Origin of the sequence: Mycolicibacterium komossense, assembly GCF_025822605.1 — a bacterium.
In the GTDB taxonomy this organism is placed as follows: Bacteria; Actinomycetota; Actinomycetes; order Mycobacteriales; family Mycobacteriaceae; genus Mycobacterium; species Mycobacterium komossense.
Genome location: NZ_JACKTY010000047.1, coordinates 1 through 26999 on the forward strand (window position 1 = coordinate 1; position 26999 = coordinate 26999).

Annotated in this window: 22 protein-coding genes and 3 rRNA genes; 3 read left to right on the top strand and 22 right to left on the bottom strand. The window is 62.8% G+C overall.

Features of this window, described 5'->3' with window-relative positions; translation table 11 throughout:
• Positions 1-43: 43 nt before the first annotated feature.
• From rrf to murA, 4 genes are all read right to left on the bottom strand, one after another.
• Positions 44-156: ribosomal RNA gene (gene rrf / locus H7J73_RS27575) — 5S ribosomal RNA — on the bottom strand.
• Between the two features lie 196 nt (positions 157-352).
• A 23S ribosomal RNA gene (locus tag H7J73_RS27580) occupies positions 353-3473 on the bottom strand.
• Positions 3474-3870: 397 nt separating this feature from the next.
• A 16S ribosomal RNA gene (locus H7J73_RS27585) occupies positions 3871-5388 on the bottom strand.
• The 16S, 23S and 5S rRNA genes sit together here, the layout of an rRNA operon.
• 512 nt (positions 5389-5900) lie before the next feature.
• Complete coding sequence (gene murA / locus H7J73_RS27590; protein WP_264070991.1) at positions 5901-7151, bottom strand: UDP-N-acetylglucosamine 1-carboxyvinyltransferase; 1251 nt, start codon at positions 7149-7151, stop codon at positions 5901-5903.
• Between the two features lie 69 nt (positions 7152-7220).
• Here murA and H7J73_RS27595 point away from each other — a divergent pair, with 69 nt between their 5' ends.
• Complete coding sequence (locus tag H7J73_RS27595; protein WP_264070992.1) at positions 7221-7814, top strand: cob(I)yrinic acid a,c-diamide adenosyltransferase; 594 nt, start codon at positions 7221-7223, stop codon at positions 7812-7814.
• Here the strand turns inward: H7J73_RS27595 and H7J73_RS27600 are convergent.
• From H7J73_RS27600 to fadD1, 16 genes are all read right to left on the bottom strand, one after another.
• On the bottom strand, positions 7811-8254 hold the full coding sequence (locus H7J73_RS27600) for a DUF2550 domain-containing protein (RefSeq protein WP_264070993.1): 444 nt from the start codon (positions 8252-8254) through the stop codon (positions 7811-7813). The genes H7J73_RS27595 and H7J73_RS27600 overlap by 4 nt on opposite strands.
• A 22-nt stretch (positions 8255-8276) precedes the next feature.
• Positions 8277-8648: a F0F1 ATP synthase subunit epsilon gene (locus tag H7J73_RS27605; protein ID WP_264070994.1), complete on the bottom strand. Its 372-nt coding sequence runs from the start codon at positions 8646-8648 to the stop codon at positions 8277-8279.
• Between the two features lie 37 nt (positions 8649-8685).
• On the bottom strand, positions 8686-10116 hold the full coding sequence (atpD, locus tag H7J73_RS27610) for a F0F1 ATP synthase subunit beta (protein ID WP_264070995.1): 1431 nt from the start codon (positions 10114-10116) through the stop codon (positions 8686-8688).
• A 25-nt stretch (positions 10117-10141) separates the two neighbouring features.
• A complete protein-coding gene (locus H7J73_RS27615; RefSeq protein WP_264070996.1) occupies positions 10142-11065 on the bottom strand; it encodes a F0F1 ATP synthase subunit gamma in 924 nt (307 codons plus the stop codon).
• Between the two features lie 56 nt (positions 11066-11121).
• Entirely contained in the window at positions 11122-12771 is a 1650-nt protein-coding gene (gene atpA / locus H7J73_RS27620; RefSeq protein WP_264070998.1) for a F0F1 ATP synthase subunit alpha, read from the bottom strand.
• Positions 12772-12826: 55 nt separating this feature from the next.
• Positions 12827-14179, bottom strand: a complete 1353-nt coding sequence (locus H7J73_RS27625) for a F0F1 ATP synthase subunit B/delta (protein WP_264070999.1) — start codon at positions 14177-14179, stop codon at positions 12827-12829.
• Positions 14179-14694, bottom strand: coding sequence for a F0F1 ATP synthase subunit B (locus H7J73_RS27630; RefSeq protein WP_264071000.1), 516 nt, complete (start codon positions 14692-14694; stop codon positions 14179-14181). The genes H7J73_RS27625 and H7J73_RS27630 overlap by 1 nt, the downstream gene beginning before the upstream one ends.
• Before the next feature lie 9 nt (positions 14695-14703).
• Complete coding sequence (locus H7J73_RS27635) at positions 14704-14949, bottom strand: F0F1 ATP synthase subunit C (protein ID WP_011893196.1); 246 nt, start codon at positions 14947-14949, stop codon at positions 14704-14706.
• Positions 14950-15012: 63 nt separating this feature from the next.
• Entirely contained in the window at positions 15013-15783 is a 771-nt protein-coding gene (atpB, locus tag H7J73_RS27640) for a F0F1 ATP synthase subunit A (RefSeq protein WP_264071001.1), read from the bottom strand.
• Between the two features lie 7 nt (positions 15784-15790).
• Positions 15791-16282, bottom strand: coding sequence for an ATP synthase subunit I (locus H7J73_RS27645; RefSeq protein WP_264071002.1), 492 nt, complete (start codon positions 16280-16282; stop codon positions 15791-15793).
• Between the two features lie 259 nt (positions 16283-16541).
• Positions 16542-17765, bottom strand: coding sequence for a glycosyltransferase family 4 protein (locus tag H7J73_RS27650; RefSeq protein WP_264071004.1), 1224 nt, complete (start codon positions 17763-17765; stop codon positions 16542-16544).
• 42 nt (positions 17766-17807) lie between these two features.
• Positions 17808-18461 carry an L-threonylcarbamoyladenylate synthase gene (locus H7J73_RS27655; RefSeq protein ID WP_264071005.1) on the bottom strand — a complete coding sequence of 218 codons (654 nt, stop codon included), beginning with the start codon at positions 18459-18461 and terminating at the stop codon, positions 17808-17810.
• Positions 18445-19341: a peptide chain release factor N(5)-glutamine methyltransferase gene (gene prmC, locus H7J73_RS27660; RefSeq protein ID WP_264071006.1), complete on the bottom strand. Its 897-nt coding sequence runs from the start codon at positions 19339-19341 to the stop codon at positions 18445-18447. Before prmC ends, H7J73_RS27655 begins: the two co-directional genes overlap by 17 nt.
• Complete coding sequence (gene prfA / locus H7J73_RS27665; protein WP_264071007.1) at positions 19341-20414, bottom strand: peptide chain release factor 1; 1074 nt, start codon at positions 20412-20414, stop codon at positions 19341-19343. The genes prmC and prfA overlap by 1 nt, the downstream gene beginning before the upstream one ends.
• Before the next feature lie 109 nt (positions 20415-20523).
• On the bottom strand, positions 20524-20757 hold the full coding sequence (rpmE, locus tag H7J73_RS27670; protein ID WP_264071008.1) for a 50S ribosomal protein L31: 234 nt from the start codon (positions 20755-20757) through the stop codon (positions 20524-20526).
• A 137-nt stretch (positions 20758-20894) separates the two neighbouring features.
• Positions 20895-22472, bottom strand: coding sequence for a fatty-acid--CoA ligase FadD1 (gene fadD1 / locus H7J73_RS27675; RefSeq protein ID WP_264071009.1), 1578 nt, complete (start codon positions 22470-22472; stop codon positions 20895-20897).
• A 173-nt stretch (positions 22473-22645) separates the two neighbouring features.
• Between fadD1 and H7J73_RS27680 the strand changes: the two genes are divergently transcribed.
• On the top strand, positions 22646-23272 hold the full coding sequence (locus H7J73_RS27680; protein WP_264071010.1) for a TetR/AcrR family transcriptional regulator: 627 nt from the start codon (positions 22646-22648) through the stop codon (positions 23270-23272).
• Between the two features lie 6 nt (positions 23273-23278).
• On the opposite strand, the gene H7J73_RS27685 is transcribed toward H7J73_RS27680, so the two are convergent.
• Positions 23279-23788: a MarR family winged helix-turn-helix transcriptional regulator gene (locus tag H7J73_RS27685; protein WP_264071011.1), complete on the bottom strand. Its 510-nt coding sequence runs from the start codon at positions 23786-23788 to the stop codon at positions 23279-23281.
• Between the two features lie 84 nt (positions 23789-23872).
• Here H7J73_RS27685 and H7J73_RS27690 point away from each other — a divergent pair, with 84 nt between their 5' ends.
• Positions 23873-24847, top strand: a complete 975-nt coding sequence (locus tag H7J73_RS27690) for a quinone oxidoreductase family protein (protein ID WP_264071012.1) — start codon at positions 23873-23875, stop codon at positions 24845-24847.
• A gap of 69 nt (positions 24848-24916) precedes the next feature.
• Here H7J73_RS27690 and rho read toward each other — a convergent pair whose 3' ends face one another.
• Positions 24917-26986, bottom strand: coding sequence for a transcription termination factor Rho (rho, locus tag H7J73_RS27695; protein WP_264071013.1), 2070 nt, complete (start codon positions 26984-26986; stop codon positions 24917-24919).
• Between the last annotated feature and the right edge of the window lie 13 nt (positions 26987-26999).

The window sequence follows — 26999 nt, forward strand, 5'->3', positions numbered from 1 at the left end:
AAATAGAAACACCCCCCACGGTGTGGGGGGTGTTTCTGTGTGTGTTCGGCGGTGTCCTACTTTTCCACCCGGAGGGGAAGTATCATCGGCGCTGACAGGCTTAGCTTCCGGGTTCGGGATGGGTCCGGGCGTTTCCCTGTCGCTATGGCCGCCGTAACTCTGTTCAATTGTAGTGGTGGGGTGTCCGGTGGCGCCAGTGGTGTGTGGCGGCCGGCCCGTGTCACCGTGGGCACCTCTAGAATTGAAGTGTTTTTGGTGGTGGGGTGCGGTGTTATCGCTGTGGTGTGTGGTTGCGTTGCAGATGTGCGTTGTTTACTCACCCTGTGTTTGGTGTTTTGTCACCGGTTGGGGTTGTTGTAAGTTTTCGGCCGGTTAGTGCCAGTTCCCTGCGCCTCTTACGAGGTTTCTAGGTCTGGTCTATCAATCCCGTGGTCTGCGGGGGGCCTTATCCCTCTAAAAGGGTGAGAAGCCTGGTCTTGGAAGGGGTTTCCCGCTTAGATGCTTTCAGCGGTTATCCTGTCCGAACGTAGCTATCCAGCCGTGCCCCTGGTGGGACAACTGGTGGACCAGAGGTTCGTCCGTCCCGGTCCTCTCGTACTAGGGACAGATTTCCTCAAGCTTCTGACGCGCGCGGCGGATAGAGACCGAACTGTCTCACGACGTTCTAAACCCAGCTCGCGTGCCGCTTTAATGGGCGAACAGCCCAACCCTTGGGACCTGCTCCAGCCCCAGGATGCGACGAGCCGACATCGAGGTGCCAAACCATCCCGTCGATATGGACTCTTGGGGAAGATCAGCCTGTTATCCCCGGGGTACCTTTTATCCGTTGAGCGACACCCCTTCCACTCGGGGGTGCCGGATCACTAGTCCCGACTTTCGTCCCTGCTCGACATGTACGTCTCACAGTCAAGCTCCCTTGTGCACTTGCACTCAACACCTGATTGCCGTCCAGGTTGAGGGAACCTTTGGGCGCCTCCGTTACATTTTAGGAGGCAACCGCCCCAGTTAAACTACCCACCAGGCACTGTCCCTGAACCGGATATACGGTTCGAAGTTAGAGGTCCAATACGATCAGAGTGGTATTTCAACAACGACTCCACCCCAACTAGCGTTGAGGTTTCACAGTCTCCCACCTATCCTACACAAACCGAATCGAACATCAATACCAAGTTGTAGTGAAGGTCCCGGGGTCTTTTCGTCCTGCCGCGCGTAACGAGCATCTTTACTCGTAGTGCAATTTCGCCGAGTCTATGGTTGAGACAGTTGAGAAGTCGTTACGCCATTCGTGCAGGTCGGAACTTACCCGACAAGGAATTTCGCTACCTTAGGATGGTTATAGTTACCACCGCCGTTTACTGGGGCTTAAATTCTCAGCTTCACCCCGAAGGGTTAACCGGTCCTCTTAACCTTCCAGCACCGGGCAGGCGTCAGTCCGTATACATCGTCTTGCGACTTCGCACGGACCTGTGTTTTTAGTAAACAGTCGCTTCTCACTGGTTTGTGCCACCCCCTCCCGCTGCCGGCAGCAAGTGCCATGACGATATGGGGGTCCTCCTTCTCCCGAAGTTACGGAGGTATTTTGCCGAGTTCCTTAACCATAGTTCACTCGTACGCCTTGGTATTCTCTACCTGACCACCTGTGTTGGTTTGNGGTACGGGCCGTGTGTGTGCTCGCTAGAGGCTTTTCTTGGCAGCATAGGATCACCGAATTCACCTCATTCGGTTATGCATCACCTCTCAGGATATATGAGACCCGGATTTACCTAGATCTCTCCCTACAGGCTTACCCCAGTATTACCACTGACTGGTACGGCTACCTTCCTGCGTCACCCCATCGCTTGACTACTACCAGAGAAGGTCACGCGCAGCCCCATGAACCCATAAACCCGAAGGTCGCCGGTGAACATGGCTTTGGGCGTTTAGTACCTCTGATTCATCAGGGACGCGCACACACGGGTACGGGAATATCAACCCGTTGTCCATCGACTACGCCTGTCGGCCTCGCCTTAGGTCCCGACTCACCCTGGGCGGACTGGCCTGGCCCAGGAACCCTTGGTCTTTCGGCGGGCAAGGTTCTCACTTGCCTTATCGCTACTCATGCCTGCATTCTCACTCCCACACCCTCCACAACTGGATCACTCCGCTGCTTCACTGGATGCAGGACGCTCCCCTACCCAACAATCCCGAAGGATCATTGCCGCGGCTTCGGCGGTGTGCTTGAGCCCCGCTACATTATCGGCGCACAATCACTTGACCAGTGAGCTATTACGCACTCTTTCAAGGGTGGCTGCTTCTAAGCCAACCTCCTGGTTGTCTTCGCGACTGCACATCCTTTTCCACTTAGCACACGCTTAGGGGCCTTAGCCGGCGATCTGGGCTGTTTCCCTCTCGACGCACGGAGCTTATCCCCCGCCGTCTCACTGCCACACTTTCACTTACCGGCATTCGGAGTTTGGCTGACGTCAGTAACCTTGTGAGGCCCATCAGCCATCCAGTAGCTCTACCTCCGGTAAGAAACATGCAACGCTGCACCTAAATGCATTTCGGGGAGAACCAGCTATCACGGAGTTTGATTGGCCTTTCACCCCTACCCACAACTCATCCCCTCAGTCTTCAACCTAAGTGGGTTCGGGCCTCCACAACATCTTACTGCTGCTTCACCCTGGCCATGGGTAGATCACTCCGCTTCGGGTCCAGAACACGCCACTACACCCCTAACGGGGATACGCCCTATTCAGACTCGCTTTCGCTACGGCTACCCCACACGGGTTAACCTCGCGACATGTCCCTGACTCGCAGGCTCATTCTTCAAAAGGCACGCCATCACCCCACGACAAGTCGAGGGCTCTGACGGATTGTAAGCGCACGGTTTCAGGTACTATTTCACTCCCCTCCCGGGGTACTTTTCACCATTCCCTCACGGTACTAATCCGCTATCGGTCATTGAGAAGTATTCAGGCTTACCGGGTGGTCCCGGCAGATTCACAGCAGATTCCACGGGCCCGCTGCTACTCGGGGACACCGTCACAACAGAGTCATATGTTTTCGTCTACGGGGCTCTCACCCGCTACGGCAGACCATCCCAGGCCACTTCGACTAACACCAACTTTTATCACTGTTGCCCAGACCGGCAGATCTGAGAAGACGAACCCCACAACACCACACCCACAACCCCTGCCGGGTATCACATGGATACGGTTTAGCCATCCTCCGCTTTCGCTCGCCACTACTCACGGAATCACAATTGTTTTCTCTTCCTACGGGTACTGAGATGTTTCACTTCCCCGCGTTCCCCCCCGCACCCTATGTATTCAGGTACGGGTAACACGACATCACTCGTGCTGGGTTTCCCCATTCGGACATCCTCGGATCAACGCTCGGTTGACAGCTCCCCGAGGCTTATCGCAGCCTCCTACGTCCTTCATCGGCTCTCAATGCCAAGGCATCCACCATGCGCCCTTAAACACTTACAACACAAAAAACCAAAAATGAGTAAAAATTGCACATCGATAACACGCTCAAACAGCCCACCCCCACAAGGGAATGAACCACTCCTGCGCGCTAGATGCTCGCAACCACTATCCACAAATCAAACACCACACCCCACCACCAAGTGGAGCGGAAACAAACTCATTCACCAAACCGCTCACGCGGAGATGCGCCTTCACCGGTTTCCCCGAAGGGACGAAGTGAACACGGGCCTGTTGCCTCAAAGCCCAATAGTGTGTTTGGCAGCGACCCCGAAGAGCCGACAATGCTTGTCGCGCACCAGAACCGCATCCACTACAGATAACAGCCCATCCAACGAATCGCTCAAGTCACCGAACTCCCACAGGCGTGGGCGGGCTCAAGTCTCGTGGTGCTCCTTAGAAAGGAGGTGATCCAGCCGCACCTTCCGGTACGGCTACCTTGTTACGACTTCGTCCCAATCGCCGATCCCACCTTCGACGGCTCCCTCCCTTACGGGTTAGGCCACCGGCTTCGGGTGTTACCGACTTTCATGACGTGACGGGCGGTGTGTACAAGGCCCGGGAACGTATTCACCGCAGCGTTGCTGATCTGCGATTACTAGCGACTCCGACTTCACGGGGTCGAGTTGCAGACCCCGATCCGAACTGAGACCGGCTTTAAAGGATTCGCTCCACCTCACGGCATCGCAGCCCTTTGTACCGGCCATTGTAGCATGTGTGAAGCCCTGGACATAAGGGGCATGATGACTTGACGTCATCCCCACCTTCCTCCGAGTTGACCCCGGCAGTCTCTCACGAGTCCCCACCATTACGTGCTGGCAACATGAGACAAGGGTTGCGCTCGTTGCGGGACTTAACCCAACATCTCACGACACGAGCTGACGACAGCCATGCACCACCTGCACACAGGCCACAAGGGAATACCTATCTCTAGGCACGTCCTGTGCATGTCAAACCCAGGTAAGGTTCTTCGCGTTGCATCGAATTAATCCACATGCTCCGCCGCTTGTGCGGGCCCCCGTCAATTTCTTTGAGTTTTAGCCTTGCGGCCGTACTCCCCAGGCGGGGTACTTAATGCGTTAGCTACGGCACGGATCCCAAGGAAGGAAACCCACACCTAGTACCCACCGTTTACGGCGTGGACTACCAGGGTATCTAATCCTGTTCGCTCCCCACGCTTTCGCTCCTCAGCGTCAGTTACTGCCCAGAGACCCGCCTTCGCCACCGGTGTTCCTCCTGATATCTGCGCATTCCACCGCTACACCAGGAATTCCAGTCTCCCCTGCAGTACTCCAGTCTGCCCGTATCGCCCGCACGCCCACAGTTGAGCTGTGAGTTTTCACGAACAACGCGACAAACCACCTACGAGCTCTTTACGCCCAGTAATTCCGGACAACGCTCGGACCCTACGTATTACCGCGGCTGCTGGCACGTAGTTGGCCGGTCCTTCTTCTATAGGTACCGTCACTTGCGCTTCGTCCCTACTGAAAGAGGTTTACAACCCGAAGGCCGTCATCCCTCACGCGGCGTCGCTGCATCAGGCTTGCGCCCATTGTGCAATATTCCCCACTGCTGCCTCCCGTAGGAGTCTGGGCCGTATCTCAGTCCCAGTGTGGCCGGTCACCCTCTCAGGCCGGCTACCCGTCGTCGCCTTGGTAGGCCATTACCCCACCAACAAGCTGATAGGCCGCGGGCCCATCCCACACCGCAAAAGCTTTCCACCACAAACCGTGAAGTCCATGGTCATATCCGGTATTAGACCCAGTTTCCCAAGCTTATCCCGAAGTGCAGGGCAGATCACCCACGTGTTACTCACCCGTTCGCCACTCGTGTACCCCGAAAGGCCTTACCGTTCGACTTGCATGTGTTAAGCACGCCGCCAGCGTTCGTCCTGAGCCAGAATCAAACTCTCCAAACAAAAACAACCCATGCCAAAACACAGGCGAATTCGAATCAGAAAAATCTGAAACCAACAAAAAGACACCAAAAACTGGCATCAAAAACAAAACAACCACCTGCGATCAAAGGAAGACGGGGAGTCCCCCTACACAAGTGGCCAAAAACAACAAACAAAAACCACCAAACACACTATTGAGTTCTCAAACAACACCCACCTGCGATCAAAGGAAGACGGGGAGTCCCCCTACACAAGTGGCCAAAAACAACAAACAAAAACCACCAAACACACTATTGAGTTCTCAAACAACAGACTTCTTTTAGGCTTTGTCACCCGTTTCGGAGCAACCCTACCAGCCTAATTCTTTCGTTTCCCTCAAGTCAAATCCGCTTCCGGCCTAATCTCTCAGGCTGTTCTCGGTCTGATTTGAGGCAACCCCGCCAGCTTAGTACATCCGCTGGTCTTGGGTCAAGTCCCGATCTGGGCCAGTTGGTCTAGTCTCACCGGCCCGGTTTCGGACTTCTTGGAAGAGCTTAGACCCTAACTATCTCTGCGCCCAAACTCGCCAGGTTCTCGACGAAGAGCGGATAGCCCCGATCGATGTGAAAAACGTCGTGGACCTCGGTGTCTCCGTCCGCAACGAGGCCGGCAAGAACCAGGCCCGCGCCGGCCCGAATGTCCGACGACCACACCGGTGCGCTCGACAATTGCGGGATTCCGCGGATCACCGCGTGGTGTCCGTCGGTCCGCGCGTCGGCTCCGAGGCGGATCATCTCCTCGACAAACCGGAAGCGAGCCTCGAACACGTTCTCGGTGATCATCGACGTTCCATCGGAGATCGAGGCCAACCCGATCGCCATCGGTTGCAGATCCGTCGGGAATCCGGGGAACGGCAACGTCGCAACATTGACCGCTTTGGGCCGCTCGTACTGCACCACGCGGAATCCGTCGTCGCTCTGCGTCACCGTGGCGCCGACGTCGTGCAACTTGTGCAACACCAATTGCAGGTGCGCGGGGTCGACGCCGGTTACCGAGATATCGCCGCACGTCATAGCCGCGGCAATCCCCCATGTCGCGGCAACGATCCGGTCACCGATCACCCGGTGCTCCGTGGGGTACAGCCGGGGTACGCCGTTGATCGTCAACGTCGACGAGCCGGCTCCCGAGATCTCCGCGCCCATCTGACCGAGCATCGTGCACAGGTCGACGACGTCGGGCTCGCGGGCTGCATTGTGGATGATCGTCACGCCCTCGGCGAGCACCGCAGCCATCAGGATGTTCTCGGTCGCCCCTACCGACGGGAATTCCAGTTGAATCTCGGCGCCGCGCAACGTGTCAGCCTCGGCCACCACGCACCCGTGCTCGATATTGCATCTTGCGCCGAGTTGTCGCAGGCCGGCCTGGTGCATATCCAATGGACGCGAGCCGATGGCGTCACCGCCCGGGAGCGCGACTTTCGCTCGCTTACACCGGCCGACCAACGGGCCCAGCACGCACACCGAAGCGCGGAACTGGCGCACCGCTGCGAAGTCGGCATCGTATTTCAGCTCGTCAGGCGACGTGATCCGGACGATATCGCCCTCAAGTTCGACGTTGGCGCCCAGTCCTCGCAGGACCTCCGCCATCAGGGGCACATCGAGGATGTCCGGACAGTTGGTGATCGTCGTGGTGCCCTCGGCCAGAAGACTGGCCGCCATCAACTTGAGCACGCTGTTCTTGGCTCCCCCGACGGCAACTTCGCCCGCTAACCGGTTGCCTCCGGTCACCACGAATCGCTCGCTCACGCGGCAAGTGTAGTGAGCACCCAGGTCTGCGTCAGCCACAACCGTCGTCGTCCCGGTACGGTTTTCACCATGGCTGTCCATCTGACCCGCATTTACACCCGAACCGGAGACGACGGCTCCACCGGACTGAGCGACTTCTCCCGAGTGTCCAAGAACGACCCCCGACTGATTGCGTACGCCGATTGCGACGAGACCAACGCCGCCCTCGGCGCTGCCATCGCACTCGGGTCGCCCGACGAGACACTCGCCTCAGTGTTGCGGCAGATCCAGAACGATCTGTTCGACGCGGGCGCCGACCTGTCGACGCCAGTGGTCGAGAACCCGGAGTATCCGCCGCTGCGAATCACGCAGGGCTACATCGACCGCCTCGAAGGTTGGTGCGACGCGTACAACGAACCGCTGACCCCACTGAAGTCGTTCATTCTTCCTGGCGGCACAGCACTTTCGGCGTTACTGCACGTCGCCCGCACAGCAGCACGGCGAGCCGAGAGGTCGGCATGGAGTGCTCTCGACGTCCATGGCGATTCCGTCAGTGTGCTTCCAGCCAAGTACCTGAACCGGCTCTCGGATCTGCTGTTCATTCTGTCGCGCGTGGCGAACCCAGACGGCGACGTCCTATGGCAGCCCGGTGGCGGCGGCGCTACCGAAGCGAAACCTAGCTAGATGTTCCTGCGACGCGCGCGCGGCGAGGGCCTGGACTCCAGCCAGGATAGGAACGCAGTCAGCGCGCCACGATCGAGTGCCATCTCGTAACCGAGGCGTCGATCCGGATCGGTGTCACGCAGCTCCAGCACCGTGATCTCATGGGTCATGATGTCGAACTCGTCGCCGCGCGGTGCCCGTCGGGAGACGATCTCAATACCCCGACGGCTCAGCCGCCGATCCGGCCACCAACGAACGCTCGACAGCCGGTAAAAGACGGCTTCACCACCGCGGTACCGAATGACACCATGACGCCAGCCATGGCCTCCGACCGCAGGAAGGTCACGCAATATCGCCGCGGTTCCCCCTTGGCGCAGCTTCCACAACCGATAGGTCAGCGCCAGGACCAACAGGAACAGCACGCTCACCAGCACGGCCATGAGAAACATGGGCGCGCTCATGGCCGGCTTCCTGGTTGGTCTATCAGTCGATCTGGCCCAGCGCGCGCAACCGCGCGCGACCCTTGGCGGCCGTCGCGGGATCGTCGGATTCCGCATCGGCCTTCGCCGCGTCGGCGTTGATCTCGGACTCGAATTCGGCCGATTCAGCGAGGATGATCACGCCTTCTTCGGTCACAGACAGGAATCCGCCGTCGACGGCGACACGCAGATCATCTTCGCCTTCGCGTTCCACCCGGACCATGGCGTCATCGACCAGCTGCGCCACCAATGGGATGTGCCGCGGCAGGATGCCGATCTCACCCGAAGTGGTGCGGGTGAAGACGAAGGTGGCCTTACCCGACCAAATCTTGCGCTCGACGGCGACGATGTCGACATCCAATTCAGTTTCGGCCATCACACACCACCTTTCGAGCCGCTACGACTAGCGATCATCACAGCTTCGCGCCGAGGCTTTCGGCCTTCTTGGCCAGGTCGTCCAGGCCGCCGATCAGGAAGAAGGCCTGCTCCGGGAGGTGGTCGAAATCGCCCTTGGTCAGCTTGTCGAACGCTTCGACGGTCTCCTTGAGCGGCACCGTCGAACCTGGCTGGCCGGTGAACTGCTCGGCCGCCATCATGTTCTGGCTCAGGAAGCGCTCGATACGACGCGCTCGGTACACCAGCTGCTTGTCCTCCTCGGAGAGTTCGTCGATACCGAGGATGGCGATGATGTCCTGAAGATCCTTGTAGCGCTGCAGGATTCGGATGACTTCTTGAGCAACGCGGTAGTGCTCATCGCCGACGACGCTGGGGTGCAGAATCGTCGAGCTCGAGGCCAGCGGATCCACCGCGGGGAAGATGCCCTTGGAGAACACCGCACGGGAAAGCTCCGTGGTGGCGTCGAGGTGGGCGAACGTGGTGGCGGGGGCCGGGTCGGTGTAGTCGTCGGCGGGCACGTAAACGGCCTGCATCGAGGTGATCGACCGACCACGGGTCGAGGTGATCCGCTCCTGGAGCTCACCCATCTCATCGGCCAGCGTCGGCTGGTAACCCACGGCCGAAGGCATACGGCCCAGCAGGGTCGACACCTCGGAACCGGCCTGGGTGAACCGGAAGATGTTGTCGATGAACAGAAGCACGTCCTGCTGCTGCTCGTCACGGAAGTACTCCGCCATCGTCAGCGCGGACAGGGCGACGCGCATACGCGTGCCCGGCGGCTCGTCCATCTGGCCGAACACCAATGCGGTGTCCTTGAGCACGTTGGCGTCTTCGAGCTCCACCCAGAGGTCGTTGCCCTCACGGGTGCGCTCACCGACGCCGGCGAATACCGAGGTGCCACCGAAGTTCCGGGCGATGCGGTTGATCATCTCCTGGATGAGCACCGTCTTGCCGACGCCGGCACCACCGAACAGGGCGATCTTTCCGCCACGCACGTACGGGGTCAGGAGGTCGACGACCTTGAGGCCGGTCTCCAGCATCTCGGTGCGCGGTTCCAGCTCGGCGAATGGCGGCGGCTTCCGGTGGATCGACCACTTCTCGAAGTCCTTGCCGTAGCCGGGATCGTCGAGGCAGTCACCGAGTGCGTTGAACACATGACCCTTGACGCCATCGCCAACGGGAACCGAGATCGAGGCACCCGTGTCGGTGACCTCGACGCCACGGACCAGGCCGTCGGTCGGCTGCATGGAGATGGTGCGCACCATGCTCTCCCCGAGGTGCTGTGCCACCTCCAGCGTCAGCGTCTTGGCCATCTCCTTGTAGGCGATGTCCGCGTGCAGGGCGTTGAACAGTTCGGGAACCGAACCCCGCGGGAACTCGACGTCCACGACGGGGCCGGTGATGCGAACGACGCGCCCGGTGGCGGTCTTTTCGGCGGTGGCAGTCATATCCTCTTTCGCTTCCTCGTAAGGCTTACTTGGCGTCGGCCAGCGCGTTGGCGCCACCGACGATCTCGCTGATTTCCTGGGTGATCTGGGCCTGACGTTCCCGGTTGGCCTCAAGGGTGAGTGCCTTGATCAGATCGTCGGCGTTATCGCTGGCCGCCTTCATGGCGCGCCGGCGCGACGCGGACTCCGACGCCGCTGCCTCAAGAAGGGCCGCGTACACGCGGGTGGCGATGTAGCGGGGCAGCAACGCCTCGAAAAGCGTTGTGGCATCGGGCTCGAAGGAGAACAGCGTGTGCGGGCCGGACTCCTCTTCCTCCACGTACTCCACGACCATCGGGGCAACCCGACGCGCTTCGGCGGTCTGCGTCAGCATCGACTTGAACTCGGTGAACACCACGTGGATCTCGTCTACGCCGAGGATCCCGTCCTCACCCGGATCGTCACCGTCGTCGTCGGCGCCGGACAGAAAGACCTTCACCAGTTCGTCGGCGATTTCCTGCGCCTGCTCGTAGGTCGGCTGCTCGGAGAAGCCCGTCCACGATTCGGTCACCTGGCGCTGCCGGAAGCGGTAGTAGCCCAGTGCTTTCCGTCCAACCGCGTAGACCACCGGGGTCTTGCCCTCTTCGCGGAGCAATGCGAAGAGCTCCTCGGCCTGCCGCAGGACGTTGGCGTTGTAACCACCACACAGACCTCGGTCCGACGACACCACCAATACCGCGGCGCGCTTGGGATTCTCCCGCTCAACGAGCAGAGGGTGATCCAAGGCGCTCGCACTCGCGAGGTTGGTGAGCATCGTGGTGATCTCGTCCGCGTATGGCCGTGCGGCCTCGACCCTGGCCTGTGCCTTGGAAATACGCGAGGTGGCGATCAGCTCCTGGGCCTTGGTGATCTTCTTGATCGACCCGGCGGAGCGGATGCGCCCGCGTAGCTCCCGCAGTGTGGCAGCCATGGAATTCCGTCCCCTAGTCCTTTTTCGGCGTCAGTCTGCTAACTCGGTTATCTCGTCTATTTCTTTTTCGGAGCCGGTTTACGGACCTTCACCGATTCTTTGGCGACGTCATCGGGATCCAGCGCCTCCGCGCCGGACTCGTTGACTGTCACCGAACTGCCGTCCGTCGCCGAGAAGCCCTTCTTGAAGTCGTTGATGACCTCGACCAGCTTGTCGCTGGTGTCATCGGAGAGCTTCTTGGTCTCACGGATCTCAGTGAGGATCTCGTCGTGGCTGGCCTGGATGTGCTCGAGGAGTTCGGTCTCGAACCGGCCGACATCCTCCACCGGCACGGAATCGAGGTGACCCTGGGTGCCGAGGAAGATGGCAACCACCTGGTTCTCGACCGACATCGGGCTGTACTGCGGCTGCTTGAGCAGCTCGACGAGGCGGGCGCCGCGCTCGAGCTGAGCCTTCGACGTTGCGTCCAGGTCAGAAGCGAATGCTGCGAATGCCTCCAGCTCGCGGTACTGCGACAGGTCGAGCCGAAGCGAACCTGCCACCTCTTTCATGGCCTTGATCTGGGCGGCACCACCGACGCGGGACACCGAGACACCGACGTTGATGGCCGGTCGTACGCCCTGGTTGAACAGGTCGGACTCAAGGAAGCACTGGCCGTCGGTGATCGAGATGACGTTGGTCGGGATGAACGCCGAGATGTCGTTGGCCTTTGTCTCGATGATCGGCAGCCCGGTCATCGAGCCGCCGCCCAGTTCGTCGGACAGCTTGGCGCAACGCTCCAGCAGGCGGGAGTGCAGGTAGAAGACGTCACCCGGGAAGGCTTCGCGGCCCGGCGGGCGGCGCAGCAGCAGCGAGATGGCGCGGTAGGCGTCGGCCTGCTTGGACAGATCGTCGAACACGATCAGCACATGCTTGCCGTCGTACATCCAGTGCTGACCGATGGCCGAACCGGTGTAGGGCGCAAGCCATTTGAAGCCGGCAGCGTCGGATGCGGGAGCCGCGACGATGGTGGTGTACTCCATCGCGCCGCCCTCTTCGAGCGCACGCTTGACGGAGGCGATCGTGGTGCCCTTCTGGCCGATCGCGACGTAGACGCAGCGCACCTGCTGCTTCGGGTCACCGGTCTCCCAGGCCTGCCGCTGGTTGAGGATCGTGTCGACGCAGACGGCGGTCTTGCCGGTCTTGCGGTCGCCGATGATCAGCTGGCGCTGTCCGCGACCGATCGGGGTCTGCGAGTCGATGGCCTTGATGCCGGTCTGCAGCGGCTCGGACACACCCTGGCGCTGAACCACCGACGGCGCCTGCAGTTCCAGCGCGCGACGGGTCTCGGGTTCGATGTCGCCCTGGCCGTCGATCGGCTGACCGAGCGGGTTGACGACGCGGCCGAGGAAGTTGTCGCCGACCGGTACCGAAAGCACCTCGCCGGTCCGTTTGACCTGCTGGCCCTCTTCGATCTTCTCGAAATCACCGAGGATCACGGCGCCGACGCTGTGCTCATCGAGGTTCAGCGCAACACCGAGGACGCCCCCGGGGAACTCGAGCAGTTCCTGCGTCATGACCGACGGCAGGCCTTCGACGTGGGCGATACCGTCGCCTGCGTCGATGACGGTGCCGATCTCTTCACGCTCGGAGTCGGCGGCGAACGAGGAGACGTAATCCTCGATCGCGCCTTCGATATCAGCAGCCGAGATTGTCAACTCTGCCATGGCTTTTCGTCTTCCTGCCTTTGTGTTTTCTTGAGTCTCGAGTTTCGGTTCCGGGTCAGTCCGGCAAGCCGGACTTGGCCGCGGTCAGCCGGGAGGAGACGGCTCCGTCGATGACCTCGTCACCAACGGCGATCACCAGCCCGCCAAGCAGTTCCGGATCGATGTTCTGCTGGATCGACACCGGATGTCCGTAAATACGGCTGAGTACATCGGACAGCCGCGATTGCTGAGCGTCGGACAGTTCAGCCGCCGCATCGACGTGCGCCACGACCTCACCGCGCCGGGAGACTGCGAGTTCGGCCAGATCGACGATTGCCTCGTCGGCACGTTCGCCGCGCAGCAGTTCGACGGTCTGGGCCAACAGCGCTGCCGCTGTCTTGTTCACGGCGTCACCGCCGCCCTCAAGCACCTTGGCCAGCAGCGCGAGCCTGCCTTCGGCCGGTGTCGTGTAGTCGCTCAGCAGCGTGATCAGTCGCGGCTCGGTGTCGAGGATCCGACCGAACCTGAAGAGCTGGTCTTCGACCTCTTCGCTTTGGTTCTCGCCGTCGGCACGCACAAGCAGTGCCAAGCGGCCTGCGTGTTCGATGGCATCGACCAGGTTGGACTCCGTCGACCAGCGCTGCGACACGGCTGTCTTGAGGACGTTCAGTGCAGGTGCACCGACTTTCCCGTCCAGCAGTCGCTCCAGCAGCCGGACAGCAGGCGCCGCATCATCTTTCGGCTCCGCCAGGTGCTTGTTGAGCGCGGTCTCAGCGATCAGCAGCTTGGCTACAGCCGTCAGGTCTTCGGCGAGGATCGAGAGCGCACCCGCATCAAGGCCGGCAGCCACCTCGTCGAATTTCTTCACGACAGCAGCAAGCGCATCACGGCTGGCGGCGCGGAGGTTGACCGAAACGCCTGCCTCGAAACCGGCAGTGCTGGCCGCCCCCGAATCAGCCATGGCTTCCAACTCGTCGAGGAAGCGATCGACCGTGGCAGATTGAGCGGCCGGGTCGGAGATGTGCGCACGCACCAGTTCCTCGGCGCGCTGCACGGATTCGAGTCCCAGGTTCTGCCGCAGCTCACGGATGGTCTGCTGGCGGAGCAAGTGAACCTGTTGGACGCCTTGCGCTTTGATGCGATCAGCATCCTGTCCCGCTTGTTCGCGGAGCTGTTCGACAATGCGTTCGGAGTCTGTTTTCGCTTCGCCGGTCACCCGGGCCGCCTCGTTCTTGGCGTCCTCAAGCGCTTTGGCGTGCATCGCGTCGGCGTCGGCGAGCTTCTTGGCCGCTGACGCACTCTCTTCGAGCGCGGCACGCACCGCTTCCTGCTGGTTGTTCATCATCTTCTTGACGGGCGGCGCCACATAGCGCCACACCAGCCAGATGATGACCAGGAATCCGATGAGCTGTCCGATGAAAGTTGACATCAGCGGCTCCCGGCAACGTCGACGCCAAGGATCCGGCCGGCCAGCGTCGCCGACAGATTGTCCACCGATGACTGCAGCTCTGTCGCGGTGGCCTGACCCTGCTGGGCCAGTTCCGCATCTGCGCTACGCAATGTCGCAGCAACCTCTCCGCTGGCCTCGGCGCGTGACTCGTCGACGACCTTGCGGCCCTCGGTGCGAGCCTCGTCGCGGAGGGCTGATGCCTCACCGCGCGCGCCCGCCATCGCCTCGTCGTAGTCGGCCTGTGCGGCGGCAACCTGTTCGGCCGACTTCTTGTTGTCCGCTGCCGTCTTGGCCAGCATGGCTTCCCGTTCGGCCAACACCTTGCTGACCGGTGGCACAACCCACTTACCGATCACGCCGAGCACGATCAGGAAGATGATGAGCACGACGAAGAAAGTGCCGTTGGGAACGAGGAAATTGCTCTGTCCCCCACCCTCTTCCGACGCGAGGAGGTTGATGCCGTCCGCCAGGACGGTTGTGCCGAAGTCACCCATATCGCTGAATTAGCCGACCGGGGTGGCGAACACGAACAGTGCCATGAATGCCAGGTTGATGAAGTACGCGGCCTCGACCAGACCGACCGTGATGAAGAACGGGGTGAACAGGCGACCCTGCGCCTCCGGCTGACGGGCGATACCGGAGATCAGAGCGTTACCGGCAATACCGTCACCGATACCGGCTCCGATGGCGCCGCCCGCCATGATCAGACCACCGCCGATGAGCGCGCCAGCAGCGATTGTGGGATCCATTCCTTGTCCTCCTTGATAACTGGTAGGGGTTCTACCAGGGCTTCTGGGTGGTACTTGTCGGTTCTAGTGGTTTGCGTGCTCGTCGTCGGCGTGATCGAGCTCCATTGACTGTCCGAAGTAGAGGATGGTCAACAGGGCGAAGATGAACGCCTGGATAAGGCCGACGAACAGATCGAAAGCTTTCCAGATCGCGTTGGGCGCCCACATGATGTACGCCGGGAAGAGCGCGATCAACGAGAGCATGATGCCGCCGGCGAAGATGTTGCCGAAAAGTCGCAGGGACAACGAGATCGGCTTGGCGATCTCCTCGACCAGGTTGATCGGCGCCAGGAAGGCCACGTGCCCCTTGGCCAGCTTGATCGGATGACCGATGATGCCGCGCCGCCAGATGCCCGCCGTGTGATAGGCGATGAACACGAACAGTGCGAGCGCCAGCACGAAGTTGATATCGCTTGCGGGTGGCTTCAGCAGCTCTGCGGTCTTGCCGTCGGAGTTGGTGTACATCACCGGCAACACCGACAGCCAGTTGGCGATCAGGATGAAGACGAACAACGCGACAGCCAGCGGCAGCACGAACGGCGCCACTTTCATGCCGATCGCACTCTCGACCTGTCCCCGCAGCTGGACGGTGATGGCCTCGAAGAACAACTGGACCCCGCCGGGCACGCCGGTCGAGGTGACCTTGGCGCGCAGGAAGAAAGCCAAGCCGAGGACTATCACGGCCGTGATCGCGGTCGCGATGACCGTATCCACGTTTACGGTCATGCCGAACCACTGCTGCTGAATGTGGTGGCCGACCTCGATCGCCGCCTCCGCGACGATTCGTTCACTCATGGGCGAATCAATCCTTCGGTGCTAATCCGTCGTTGGATGCAGTTGCTTGTTGTTCTGGTGTGGTGGGCTGGCCCGCCGGTTCTTCGTCTGCGCCCTCGCGCAGCTTCTTCAGGACCGGCAGCGATGTCGTCAAGACCAGGAGAACCTGGAACAGCGCCAGTCCGAAGAGGACGCCGAGACCCATCGGCCGGAAGATGAACGCGATGGCGAGGCCGACGGCGGTGATGACCAGCAATCTGGTGGCCGAGTTCAGCGCCATCTTCTTCTTGAGCGGATGGTCCCCGGCGGTGATCGAGTCGACAGCCCGTCGCACCAGAAGTGCGTTGAGCAGCCCGAGCCCGAGCCCGACGCCGAAGAAGACACCGAACATCACATGGCCGAGCAGTGCGGCCGCTCCGGTCGCGATAGCGGTGATGACTGCACAGATTGCGAACAGCCGGATTGGCCGGAAAGCTACGGAAGGAAACACCAACGGCGCGTCCTGCGCTGGTGTCGTCACTGCCTCACCTCAATCTTGCGGTCGCGAGATGTGCCCTCGCGATACGTCGTAGAACTGAAATGTTCCTGTGCGCGTCCGCCCTACCGTAACGGAGTACGAAAAGCATGCTGGAATCACCCAAGGGGTTGCTCCCTTTGTCGGTCGTTTATCCGTGCCGATCGACGGTGAAACCGATCGCCCCGGGGGGCCGGCAACCCGCGAGGTTTTCGGGTTCTGCGTGTAACGTACCACATGGTAGGAGGCCCTAAACGGGCACCTACTACTTACTGTCGTAAACGCCGTCTTCCGGTTCATCAAAGCGTCCGCCACCCCGCCTCAGCAGGGGTATCACCGTCACGATCCCGGCCACCACGATGGCCGCCAGCATGACTGCTCCGGTGTATCGGGGATCGACGAAGATCGTGCTCGCGGCGCCGAACGCGACGATGCCAACCCATAGGTAGATCAGTAGCACCACCCGTCGATGCGAGTGGCCGATTTGGAGCAGTCGGTGGTGCAGATGCATCTTGTCCGGGCTGAACGGGCTGCGCCCGGCGCGGGTGCGGCGAACGATCGCCAGCAACATATCGAGTGCAGGCACGAAGAGCACTGCGACAACCAACAGGAACGGCGACAGCAGTGCGAAGACATCGCGGGCGCCGTAGGCGTTCTGCGAGATGGGGCCAGCCGCCGTCGTCGATGCAGCCGCCAGCATCAGGCCGATCAACATGGACCCCGAATCCCCCATGAAGATCTTCGCCCGATGGAAGTTGTGCGGCAGGAATCCCAGGCAGGCGCCGGCAAGCACCACCGAGATGATGGCGGGCGGGTAGAACAGCACGTCACCGCCGTGATCACGCAACAACCCGACGGAGAACACGCAGATCGCCAGCGCGGTGATGAGTCCGAGGCCCGCGGCGAGGCCGTCGAGTCCGTCGACGAAATTCATCGCGTTGACGATCGACACGGTCAGCGCCAGCGTGAGCAGGATCGAGGACACCTGGTCCAGCACGATCGTGCCGACGCCACCGAATGGGATGTAGAGCACGCTCCACGCCACACCCATGGTGACCAGCACGCTCGCGGCGGTGATCTGACCGGCGAATTTCGTCAGGGCATCCAGCCCCCAGCGGTCATCGATCAGGCCGATCGCCATGATCAGACCGCCGGCGACGACAACGGCGGGCAACCCGGTGGAGTAGATGAAGCCCCTGGTCAGTGCCGGCAGCTGCGAAGCCAGGAACACTGCGGCGGCGATGCCGAGGTATATCGCCAGCCCGCCCATCCGCGGGGTCGGCTGCACGTGCACGTCGCGGTCGCGGGGGTAGGCGAGCGCGCCGACCTTGGTGGCGAACACCCGCACCGAGCCGGTGGCGAAGTAAGTGATGATCGCCGCGGTCAGGCCGACCAGTGCCAGCTCACGCAGAGGTACCCCGGCGCCGCGATCGGACAATGCGAGCAGGCCGCCGGCCAGGCTGTGGCTTCCGCTCAACACTGGATGCACCGTACTGGACCAATCTGTGACTGAGGCGGACTTGACGGGTGGTCAGTTGACCAGTGCACCGGGCTCGATACCGAGTACCGAGCCGATCTGCTCAGCCGAGACGGGGCCGGTCCGCAGGATCTTCGGCGCCGGACCGGTCAGGTCGACGATCGTCGAGGCAGCCTGCTTGGCGGCCGGGCCGCCGTCGAGGTAGACCTGCACGAGATCGCCGAGTTGATGGCGGGCGTCCTCGGCGGTGACCGCCGCGGGTCGACCGGAGATGTTGGCGCTGGACACGGCCATCGGCCCGACTTCCCGCAGGATTTCGATCGCGACCGGATGCAGCGGCATCCGCAGCATCACGGTTCCGTTGGCGTCGCCGAGATCCCACTGCAGCGACGGTGCCTGGTGGACCACCAGGCTCAGCGCACCGGGCCAGAAGGCGCGGATCAGCTCGCGGGCACCCTGCGGAACGGTATAGACCAGCCCGTCGATGGTGTGCCAAGAGCCGACCAGTACCGGCACCGGCATATCCCGGCCGCGCCCCTTGGCGGCCAGCAGTGCGGCGACGGCGGAGCTGTCGAACGCGTCGGCGCCCAGACCGTAGACCGTGTCGGTCGGCAGCACCACCAGCTGGCCACCCTTGGCCGCGCTGATCGCCGAGGAGATACCGACGCTGCGCTGTTGCGGATCACCGCAGTCAAACACCTGGCTCATCGGCGCTCCTCGTGGCAGTGACGAACCGTGGCCGGCCCGCCAGATCGTGTCGTGGTTCAATGTTCTCGAAAAGCCCTGTTGCGGAAAACAATTCGACAGTCTGAGACGACGTCGTGTCGTCGTGTTCGACTGCGATGCGCCCGCCGGGCCGCAACCAGCGGGCCGCCAGCCCGACGATCGCGGTGACGACCGCCATACCGTCGGGACCGCCGAACAGGGCGTGGTGCGGATCATGATCGGCGACTTCCGGATCCAGCTGCGCGCCGGCGGGAATATAGGGCGGGTTGGCGACGATGAGGTCGACGCGACCGTCGAGCTCGGGCAACAGAGCTGGCGCCGTGACATCGGCTTCGACGAATCGCAGGCCGCTGCCCTTCGCATAGACGTGGGCGTTGCGTCGGGCGTAGCTCAGCGCAGCTGCGGAATCGTCGATGGCCAGCACCGTCGCATCGGGCCAGTTTCTGGCCAGCGACACCGCCAGCGCGCCTGATCCCGTGCACAGGTCCACCACCAGTGGCTTAGCTGGAAGTTGTTGTCGAGCAACCGCTTTGAAGGCCCACTCGAGCAGCGACTCGGTCTCCGGGCGCGGGATGAAAACGCCCGGGCCGACGTGCAGCATCAGCGGTCCGAACGGCGCCGTCCCGGTCAGGTGCTGCAGCGGGACGCGGCGCGACCGGGCGTCGACGAGCTCCCGGTAGCGGGCGAAGAACTCCTCGCCGGGGGTGTCGATGAACGCCAACAGACCGCGTTCGACGCCGAGCAGGTGAGCAGCGAGCTCCTCGGCATCGATTCTTGCGGAGTCGATCCCGGCATCGGCCAGTGTTGCCGTCGCCTCGGCGATCGCATTCCTCAAGGCTTCACGCACCGCCTGTGCCGCCATCACGCCTGCTGAAGCCGGGTTTGCTTATCTGCTGCACCCAGCGCGTCGAGCAGCGCATCCATATCGCCGTCGAGAATCTGGTCGAGGTTGTGCGCCTTGAAGCCGATCCGATGATCGGTCAGGCGGTTCTCCGGGAAGTTGTAGGTGCGGATCCGCTCACTGCGGTCGACGGTGCGGATCTGGCTGGCCCGATCAGCGGAGGCATCGGCCGAGGCCTGCTCTTCGGCCAGTGCCTGCAGCCGCGCCGCCAGCACGATCATCGCGCGGGCCTTGTTCTGCAGCTGGGAGCGCTCGTTCTGACAGGTCACGACGATCCCGGTGGGAAGGTGGGTGATGCGGACCGCCGAGTCGGTGGTATTGACACCTTGACCGCCCTTCCCCGAGCTGCGGTACACGTCGATCCGTAGGTCGGACTCGTCGATCTGCACGGCCTCGACGTCTTCAGGCTCCGGGTAGACCAAGACGCCGGCCGCGGAGGTATGCACGCGGCCCTGCGATTCGGTGACCGGCACCCGCTGCACGCGGTGTACGCCGCCCTCGAATTTCAGTCGGGACCAGACACCGTCGGCCGTATCGCCCTTTCTGGTGATGGACAGCGTGGCTTCCTTGTAGCCGCCCAGGTCGGAGAACGTCTCGTCGAGCACGGAGACCTTCCAGCCGTGGCGTTCTGCGTACCGGATGTACATGCGGGCCAGGTCGGCCGCGAAGAGGGCGGATTCTTCACCGCCCTCGCCGGACTTGACCTCAAGGACGACGTCGTCGGGATCATGCGGATCGCGGGGGGCCAGCATGTCGGTCAGCAGGTTGTCGAGTTCGGCAACCCGGGGCTCCAGCTCGGCCACTTCGGCGGCGAACGAGTCGTCTTCGTCGGCCAGCTCGCGGGCAGCGTCGAGATCGCCGCGGGCGGCTTCGAGTCTGCGGTAGGCCGCGATGATGGGCCCCAACTGGGCGAACCGGCGCGCGACCTTGCGCGCGTTGGACGCGTCGGAGTGCAGTTCCGGGTCGGACAGCTGACGTTCGAGGTCAGCATGCTCGACGAGGAGCGCATCGATCGCTGTCGCGCTCTGCGTCATGACATCCCTCCTCGGCTCATCGACTACCGACTCGCCCTACCAACAGCTGAACACAAAACCGGCGCCCGGCCTGCGCGAATCGCGACAGGATCGGGCGCCGGCAGTGCAACTACTTGTCGGCCGCCGAATCGGCGGTCTTGCGCTTTCCGTAACGCTTCTCGAAGCGCGCAACGCGGCCGCCGCTATCGAGGATCTTCTGCTTGCCGGTGTAGAACGGGTGGCACTGCGAGCACACCTCGACCGTGATCTGGCCGTTTTCCTTGGTGCTGCGAGTGGTGAATGTGCTGCCGCAACCGCAGACCACGGTGGTCTCGTTGTAGGCAGGATGAATACCGGTTTTCATGGTGTCCTCTTCGATCGTCGGCCGCCGGGTCGCCCACTCCTGACCTGGATATTTGGGCGTGAACCGGAACCTGAGGTGGTCGGCGGTCCATTATGCCAGGTCAGCCGCCATCTTCCTAAACACGTCTGCCAGGTGGGCTATTCCTGCGACGTATAGACCTGCGCGCGACCCTGGCGCGTCCACCGCAGACCGCCGGCCGGGCTGGCTCCCGCGGCGATCAGTTCACGCTTGACCACCTTGTTGGTCGCGGTCGACGGCAGGTCGTCGGTAATCCAGACATGACGCGGCCAGGCCTTCGGCGAGAGGTCGGACTGGGCGGCCAGAAACTCACCGAAGTCGCCCGGCGTCAGCTCGGCACCGTCGCGTAGCACGAGGGCAGCCATGATCTGGTCCCCGACGGTCTCATCCGGCACCGGATAGACGGCGACCCTGTTGATCGCGTCGTGCCGCAGCAGGATCCGTTCGATGGGAGCCGAGGTCATGTTCTCGCCATCGACGCGCATCCAGTCCGCAGTGCGACCGGCGAGGTAGATCCAGCCATCCGAGTCGCGGTAGGCCAGATCGCCGGACCAGTACATTCCGTTGCGCAGCCGATCGTCGGTCGCGGACTTGTCTTTGTAGTAACCCTGGAACAGCCCGGCACCGGTGGTGTTGACCAATTCACCGATGGCCTTGTCTGCGTTGACGAGTGCCCCGGCGGCGTCGAATTCGGCCGTCGGACATTCCGCGACGGTCTCGGGGTCGTAGATGGCGACACCGGGGAAGCCCTTCCCGACCGAACCCAGGGGGCAGTTGTCCTCCCTGGTGACGATGACCGCCCCCTCCGTCGAGCCGAAACCGTCCCACACCGCACAACCGAAGCGCCGGCCGAATTCGGTGATATCGCGGTCGCTGGCCTCATTGCCGAACGCCACCCGAAGCGGGTTGTCGGCATCCTCGGGGTGTTCCGGGGTGGCCAGTACGTAGGCCAGTGGCTTCCCGACGTAGTTCATGTATGTCGCGCCGTAGCGGCGCAGGTCCCCGACGAGCCCGGTGGCGGAGAACGACGCCGGCGCCATCGCCGCCCCCGCGCCGACGGCGACAGCCCAGCCGGCCAGCAACGCGTTCGAGTGGAACAGCGGCATCGAGAGGTAGCAGACGTCGTCGGCGGTGATGGCGAATCGCTGGACCAGCGCGAGACCCGCGAACAGCACCGTCAGGTGCGCAACCTGGACCGCCTTGGGATCTCCACTGGTGCCGGAGGTGAAGATCATCATGAAGGTGTCGGTTGGCCCGACTTCTCGGTGCGGTAGGAGGTGACCGGCCTGCGCGAGCAGCTCCACCCACTCCGGCGACGAGACGTCGATGACGCGCACACCGGGCAGGTCGAGGTCGGCGACCAGGTGGCGGTGGGCCGCGTCGGTGAGCAGGATCTGACAGTCCGCGTGCAGGATGTCACGCGCGAGAGCGGCGCCCCTGCGGGTGTTGTTGATCCCGCAGAGCACGTATCCGCCCAGCCCGGCCGCGGCCATGGCGGTCAGCATGTCCGGCGTGTTGCCCAACAACACGCCGATGTGCACCGGCCGCTGCGGGTCGACGAGCTGCAGGAGCGCGGCGGCCTCAGTGGTGGCTTCGGCCAGATGTTCGCGCCAGGTCCACTGCCGGTCACCGAATCGCACCGCAGGACCGGTGTCCGTCGACCGTTCCCGTAACAGTTGCTGGATTGTTTCCGCCACTGATCGCACCCGCCTCGTCTGCCGATCCACCCGGAGTGAACAAAATATTAGATCTGTCTACCAACCTACGTACTCATCGACCCCCTGATGCGGCCGGCATTCTGCGAAGATGTTCTCCGACCCGACCGAACAGTGACAGCCAAAACACGAAAGATGGAAACGGAAACACCACGGTGACCGCTGGCCCAGACACCCAATCCCGCACCGGGACGCCCGACACGGCTAACAAGTCTGTCCGCGAGCGACTGATCGACGCCGCCGAGGTGTGCCTGCGCACCAAGGGCATTCGGGCCACGACGGTCTCCGAGGTCGCCGAGGTCGCCGGGGTTTCGCGCGGCTGGTTGTACCGCCACTTCCCCGACAAGGCAGCACTTCTCGGTGCGGCGATCGTCCGGCTCAACGACGCCTACTGGGGTGAGTCCCACGCGATGCTCGCCGAGGTCAACGGCCTGGCTGAACAGATTGCGGCCGGCGTGAAGCTGGGCAGGACCGCCTACGACTCCCCCGGCGCCATCATCATGAAGCTGCGCCGCGACGAGCCCGAAGAATTCGCGGCGTGTGCCGGCGCCGGCGTGCAGGGACTGGTGCCCGACCTCGGCGCCTTCTGGCAGCCGTATCTTCTGGCGGCGCAGGAACGCGGCGAGATCAAGGTTCACGACATGACAGAGGCGTCGGAGTGGGTGGCGCGCAGCCTGCTCAGCGTGGCCACCGTGCCCGGCAACACCCTCGACCCGGATGACACCACCGCAGTGGTGCGCTACTTGAAGCAGTACGTGATGCCTGGACTCATCCAGGGCTGAACCCGATCACTGATCGGCACCGCCGATCAGACGGACGCCGCGGCGCTGCGTCGCCAACAGGTCGGTGAGCACCTTGGTGACCGTGGCAAGTTCGGCTGCGCTGTAGCGCGAGAGGAACTCCGTCAGACCCTCGTCCTTTTCGTCATGCATCTGTCGGTGCACCCGCGCCACCGTCCGGCCGTCAGCGGTGAGACTCAGGCGAATCTCCTTGCGGTTGCCGGGAACCGGGTTGCGTTCCACCAGACCGGCGTCCACCAGGCGCTGGACGTGCTTGGACACGGTGCCCTTGAGCTGGCCGGACTGGGCTGCCAGTCCGACGATGTTGACCGGCTCGTCGCCGATCCGGTCCAGCAGGTGCATTGCCAGCGTGGGAATCTCCCTGGCCGCACTCTTGAGATGGCCGGGGCAATGCTCGGCCAGATAATCGCGCTCCGCGTCATCGTCGGTGTCGAACTTGTCGGATAGGGCGCCGAGCAGCTGACTGATGACGCCTACAGCCTCCGACTTGGTTTTCATGGAAACAATCTTGCCACGACGCGCGTTCCAGCCTATGGTTTCTACAGAAACTATTTCTTGTGAAACACACTGTGAGGAGCAGACATGAAAGCCGCCGTCGTGAACGCACTGGGCCGGGTACCGATCTACGCCGACTTCGCCGACCCGCAACCGGATGACGGCGCGGTGGTTGCGACCGTCGAAGCCGCGTCCGTCAAGAACCTCGACCGGGGACTGATCTCCGGCCACCACTACGGGAGCGCATCACTGGCGCTACCGATGGTCGCCGGTGTCGACGGTGTGGCCCGGCTGTCCGACGGCCGACTGGTGTACACCGGAGCCCTCGCCCCCTTCGGGATGATGGCCGAGCGTGCCCTGATCGACCCGAGCCGGGCGATCGAACTACCCGCGGGTGTCGACCCCGTCGTGGGTGCCGCCGTGCCGAACCCCGGCATCTCGGCGTGGTTGTCCCTGGAGTACGCCGGGCGCATCCAGCCAGGTCAACGCGTGCTGGTCCTCGGTGCGACCGGTGTCACCGGCGCAGTTGCCGTTCAGCTGGCGAAAACGCAGTTCGGTGCCGGAAACGTCGTGGTGGCCGGCCGCAACGCCGAGCGCCTGGCCTGGCTACGTACCGTCGGCGCCGACGACGTCATCACGCTGGGCAGCGAGGATCTCACCGGGCGCGTCGCCGCTGAACACGCCGCCCAACCGTTCGACGTCGTCATCGACTACCTGTGGGGTGAACCGGCCGAACAGGTGCTCGCCGCACTGGGCAACAATCACCTCGGGACCGGCTTTCACGCCACCCGCTACGTCGAGGTGGGCTCGATGGCGGGCCAGACCATCAGCCTGCCCGGCGGCGTAGTGCGCAGCGCAGGCATCGAACTGTGCGGATTCGGTATCGGGAGCATTCCGGTAGACGAGCAGGCGCGGGTCGCGACTGAGATCTTGCCGTCGCTGTTCGCCATGGTCGCGGCCGGCACGCTGCACGTCGACGCCCGGGCGCATCCGCTATCGGAGGTGGAGCAGCTGTGGACCGCGCCGGAGCCTGCCGGCTCCCGAGTGGTGCTGGTGCCCTGACCTGGCCGAGCAGACACAAAGGTCCCCCATTTCGCGGGAAATGGGGGACCTTTGTGTCTGCTCGCAGGGTTAGTCGTTGTCCATATTCCCCGGGGTGGTCTTCGAGACCTGCACCAGGAATTCATAGTTGGTCTTGGTCTTACGCAGCTGGCTCATCAGCAGATCGATGGCCTGATGCGAGTCCAGACCGGAGAGCACCCGGCGCAGCTTGTGCACCACCGCGAACTCATCGGTGGACAGCAACAGCTCGTCCTTACGGGTGCCGGACGGGTTCACGTCGACGGCGGGGAACACCCGGCGCTCGGCGATCTTGCGGTCCAGCTTGAGCTCGGCGTTACCGGTGCCCTTGAACTCCTCGAAGATGACGGTGTCACCGGTGGATCCGGTCTCGACCATCGCTGTGGCGATGATCGTCAGCGAGCCACCGTGCTCGATATTGCGGGCCGCGCCGAGGAACCGCTTCGGCGGGTACAGCGCGGTGGAGTCGACACCACCGGAGAGGATGCGCCCCGACGCGGGCGACGCATTGTTGTAGGCACGGCCGAGTCGGGTGATCGAATCCAGCAGCACCACAACGTCCTTGCCCTGCTCGACCAGGCGCTTGGCCCGCTCGATGGCCAGTTCGGCGGCCTGGGTGTGATCTGACGGCGGCCGATCGAAGGTCGAGGCGATGACCTCGCCCTTGACCGATCGCTGCATGTCGGTGACCTCTTCAGGACGCTCGTCGACGAGCACGACCATCAGATGGCACTCGGGGTTGTTGCGGGTGATCGCGTTCGCGATGTCCTGCATGATCGTGGTCTTACCGGCCTTGGGTGGAGACACGATCAGGGCCCGCTGGCCTTTACCAATCGGCATGATCAGGTCGATGACCCTGGTGGTCAGGCGATCGGGAGTGGTCTCCAGGCGCAGCCGCTGATTCGGGTAGAGCGGGGTCAGCTTGGTGAAATCAGGGCGGTTCCTCGCCTCTTCGACCGGCCCACCGTTGACGGTGTCCAGGCGCACCAGCGGATTGAACTTCTGTCGCTGGTTCGACGTGTCGCCGTCCTTGGGCACGCGGACGGCACCGGTCACAGCGTCACCGCGGCGCAGGCCGTTCTTACGCACCATGTTCATCGAGACGTACACGTCATTGGGTCCGGCCAGGTAGCCGGAGGTGCGGACGAACGCGTAGTTGTCCAGCACGTCGAGGATGCCAGCTACCGGCTGGACGACGTCGTCCTCGCGCAGCTCGGTGTCGCGGTCGTTGCCGCCACCGGTGCTGCCCTCGGGGCCGCCCCGCTCGCCGCGACGCCGACGATCACGGAACCGGCGACCACGGCGGCCGCCACGACCGTCGTCGTCATCGTCGTTCTGGTTGTTGTTGTTCTGGTTGTTCTGGTTCTGGCTGTTGTTGGCGTTGTTGTTGCGGTTGTTGTTCCCGCCGCCGCTGTTGTTGTTGTTGCTGTTATTGCCGCGGTTGTTCTGCTGGTTGCCGCCCTGCTGGTCACCGGAGTTCTGCTCACGGTCCTGCTTGGTGGCGCCCTCGTTCTGACCGCGCTCGTCCTGCTTGGGCTGACTGCCCTGGTTGCCTTGGTTGGGCTGGTTGCCCTGGTTGCCCTGGTTGCCCTGGTTGCCCTGGTTGCCGGATTCGGCCGGCGGTGCACCCGCGTTACGTGAAGCCCCACGGCGTTCCCGCCGGCGAGGAGCTTCGGCCGGTTCGGCCGAGCTCTCGGCGGCCTGCGCCGGAGCCTCGGTCTCAGTGGTCACGCTCGGGGTGGCCGGTGCGGTATCTTCGGCCGGTGCGGCGTCGGTGGCATTGCCGCCACGCCCGCCACCATTGACTTTGGTCTCCCCATTGGACTTTGTGGTCGGGGCCGTTGCGTCCGGCGCCTTGGCTGCGGAAGCCTTCGACTCCGGGGCCTTGGCATCTGCGCCACCGGCGGACTGGCGCTCGCGGATGGCGGCGATGAGATCGCTCTTGCGCATCCCCGACGTGCCTTTGACGCCAACCTTGCCGGCCAGCGCACGCAGCTCGGGAAGCACCATGGTGGCCAGTGAGCTGCCGGCGGCGGATGCCGGAGCACCCGAGGTCACGGGGTTCAGCAGTGCCGTCTGTTCGGCACTGTCGCCAGCCGTGATGAGGTCCGTATCAGTCACGGATTTCCTTTCG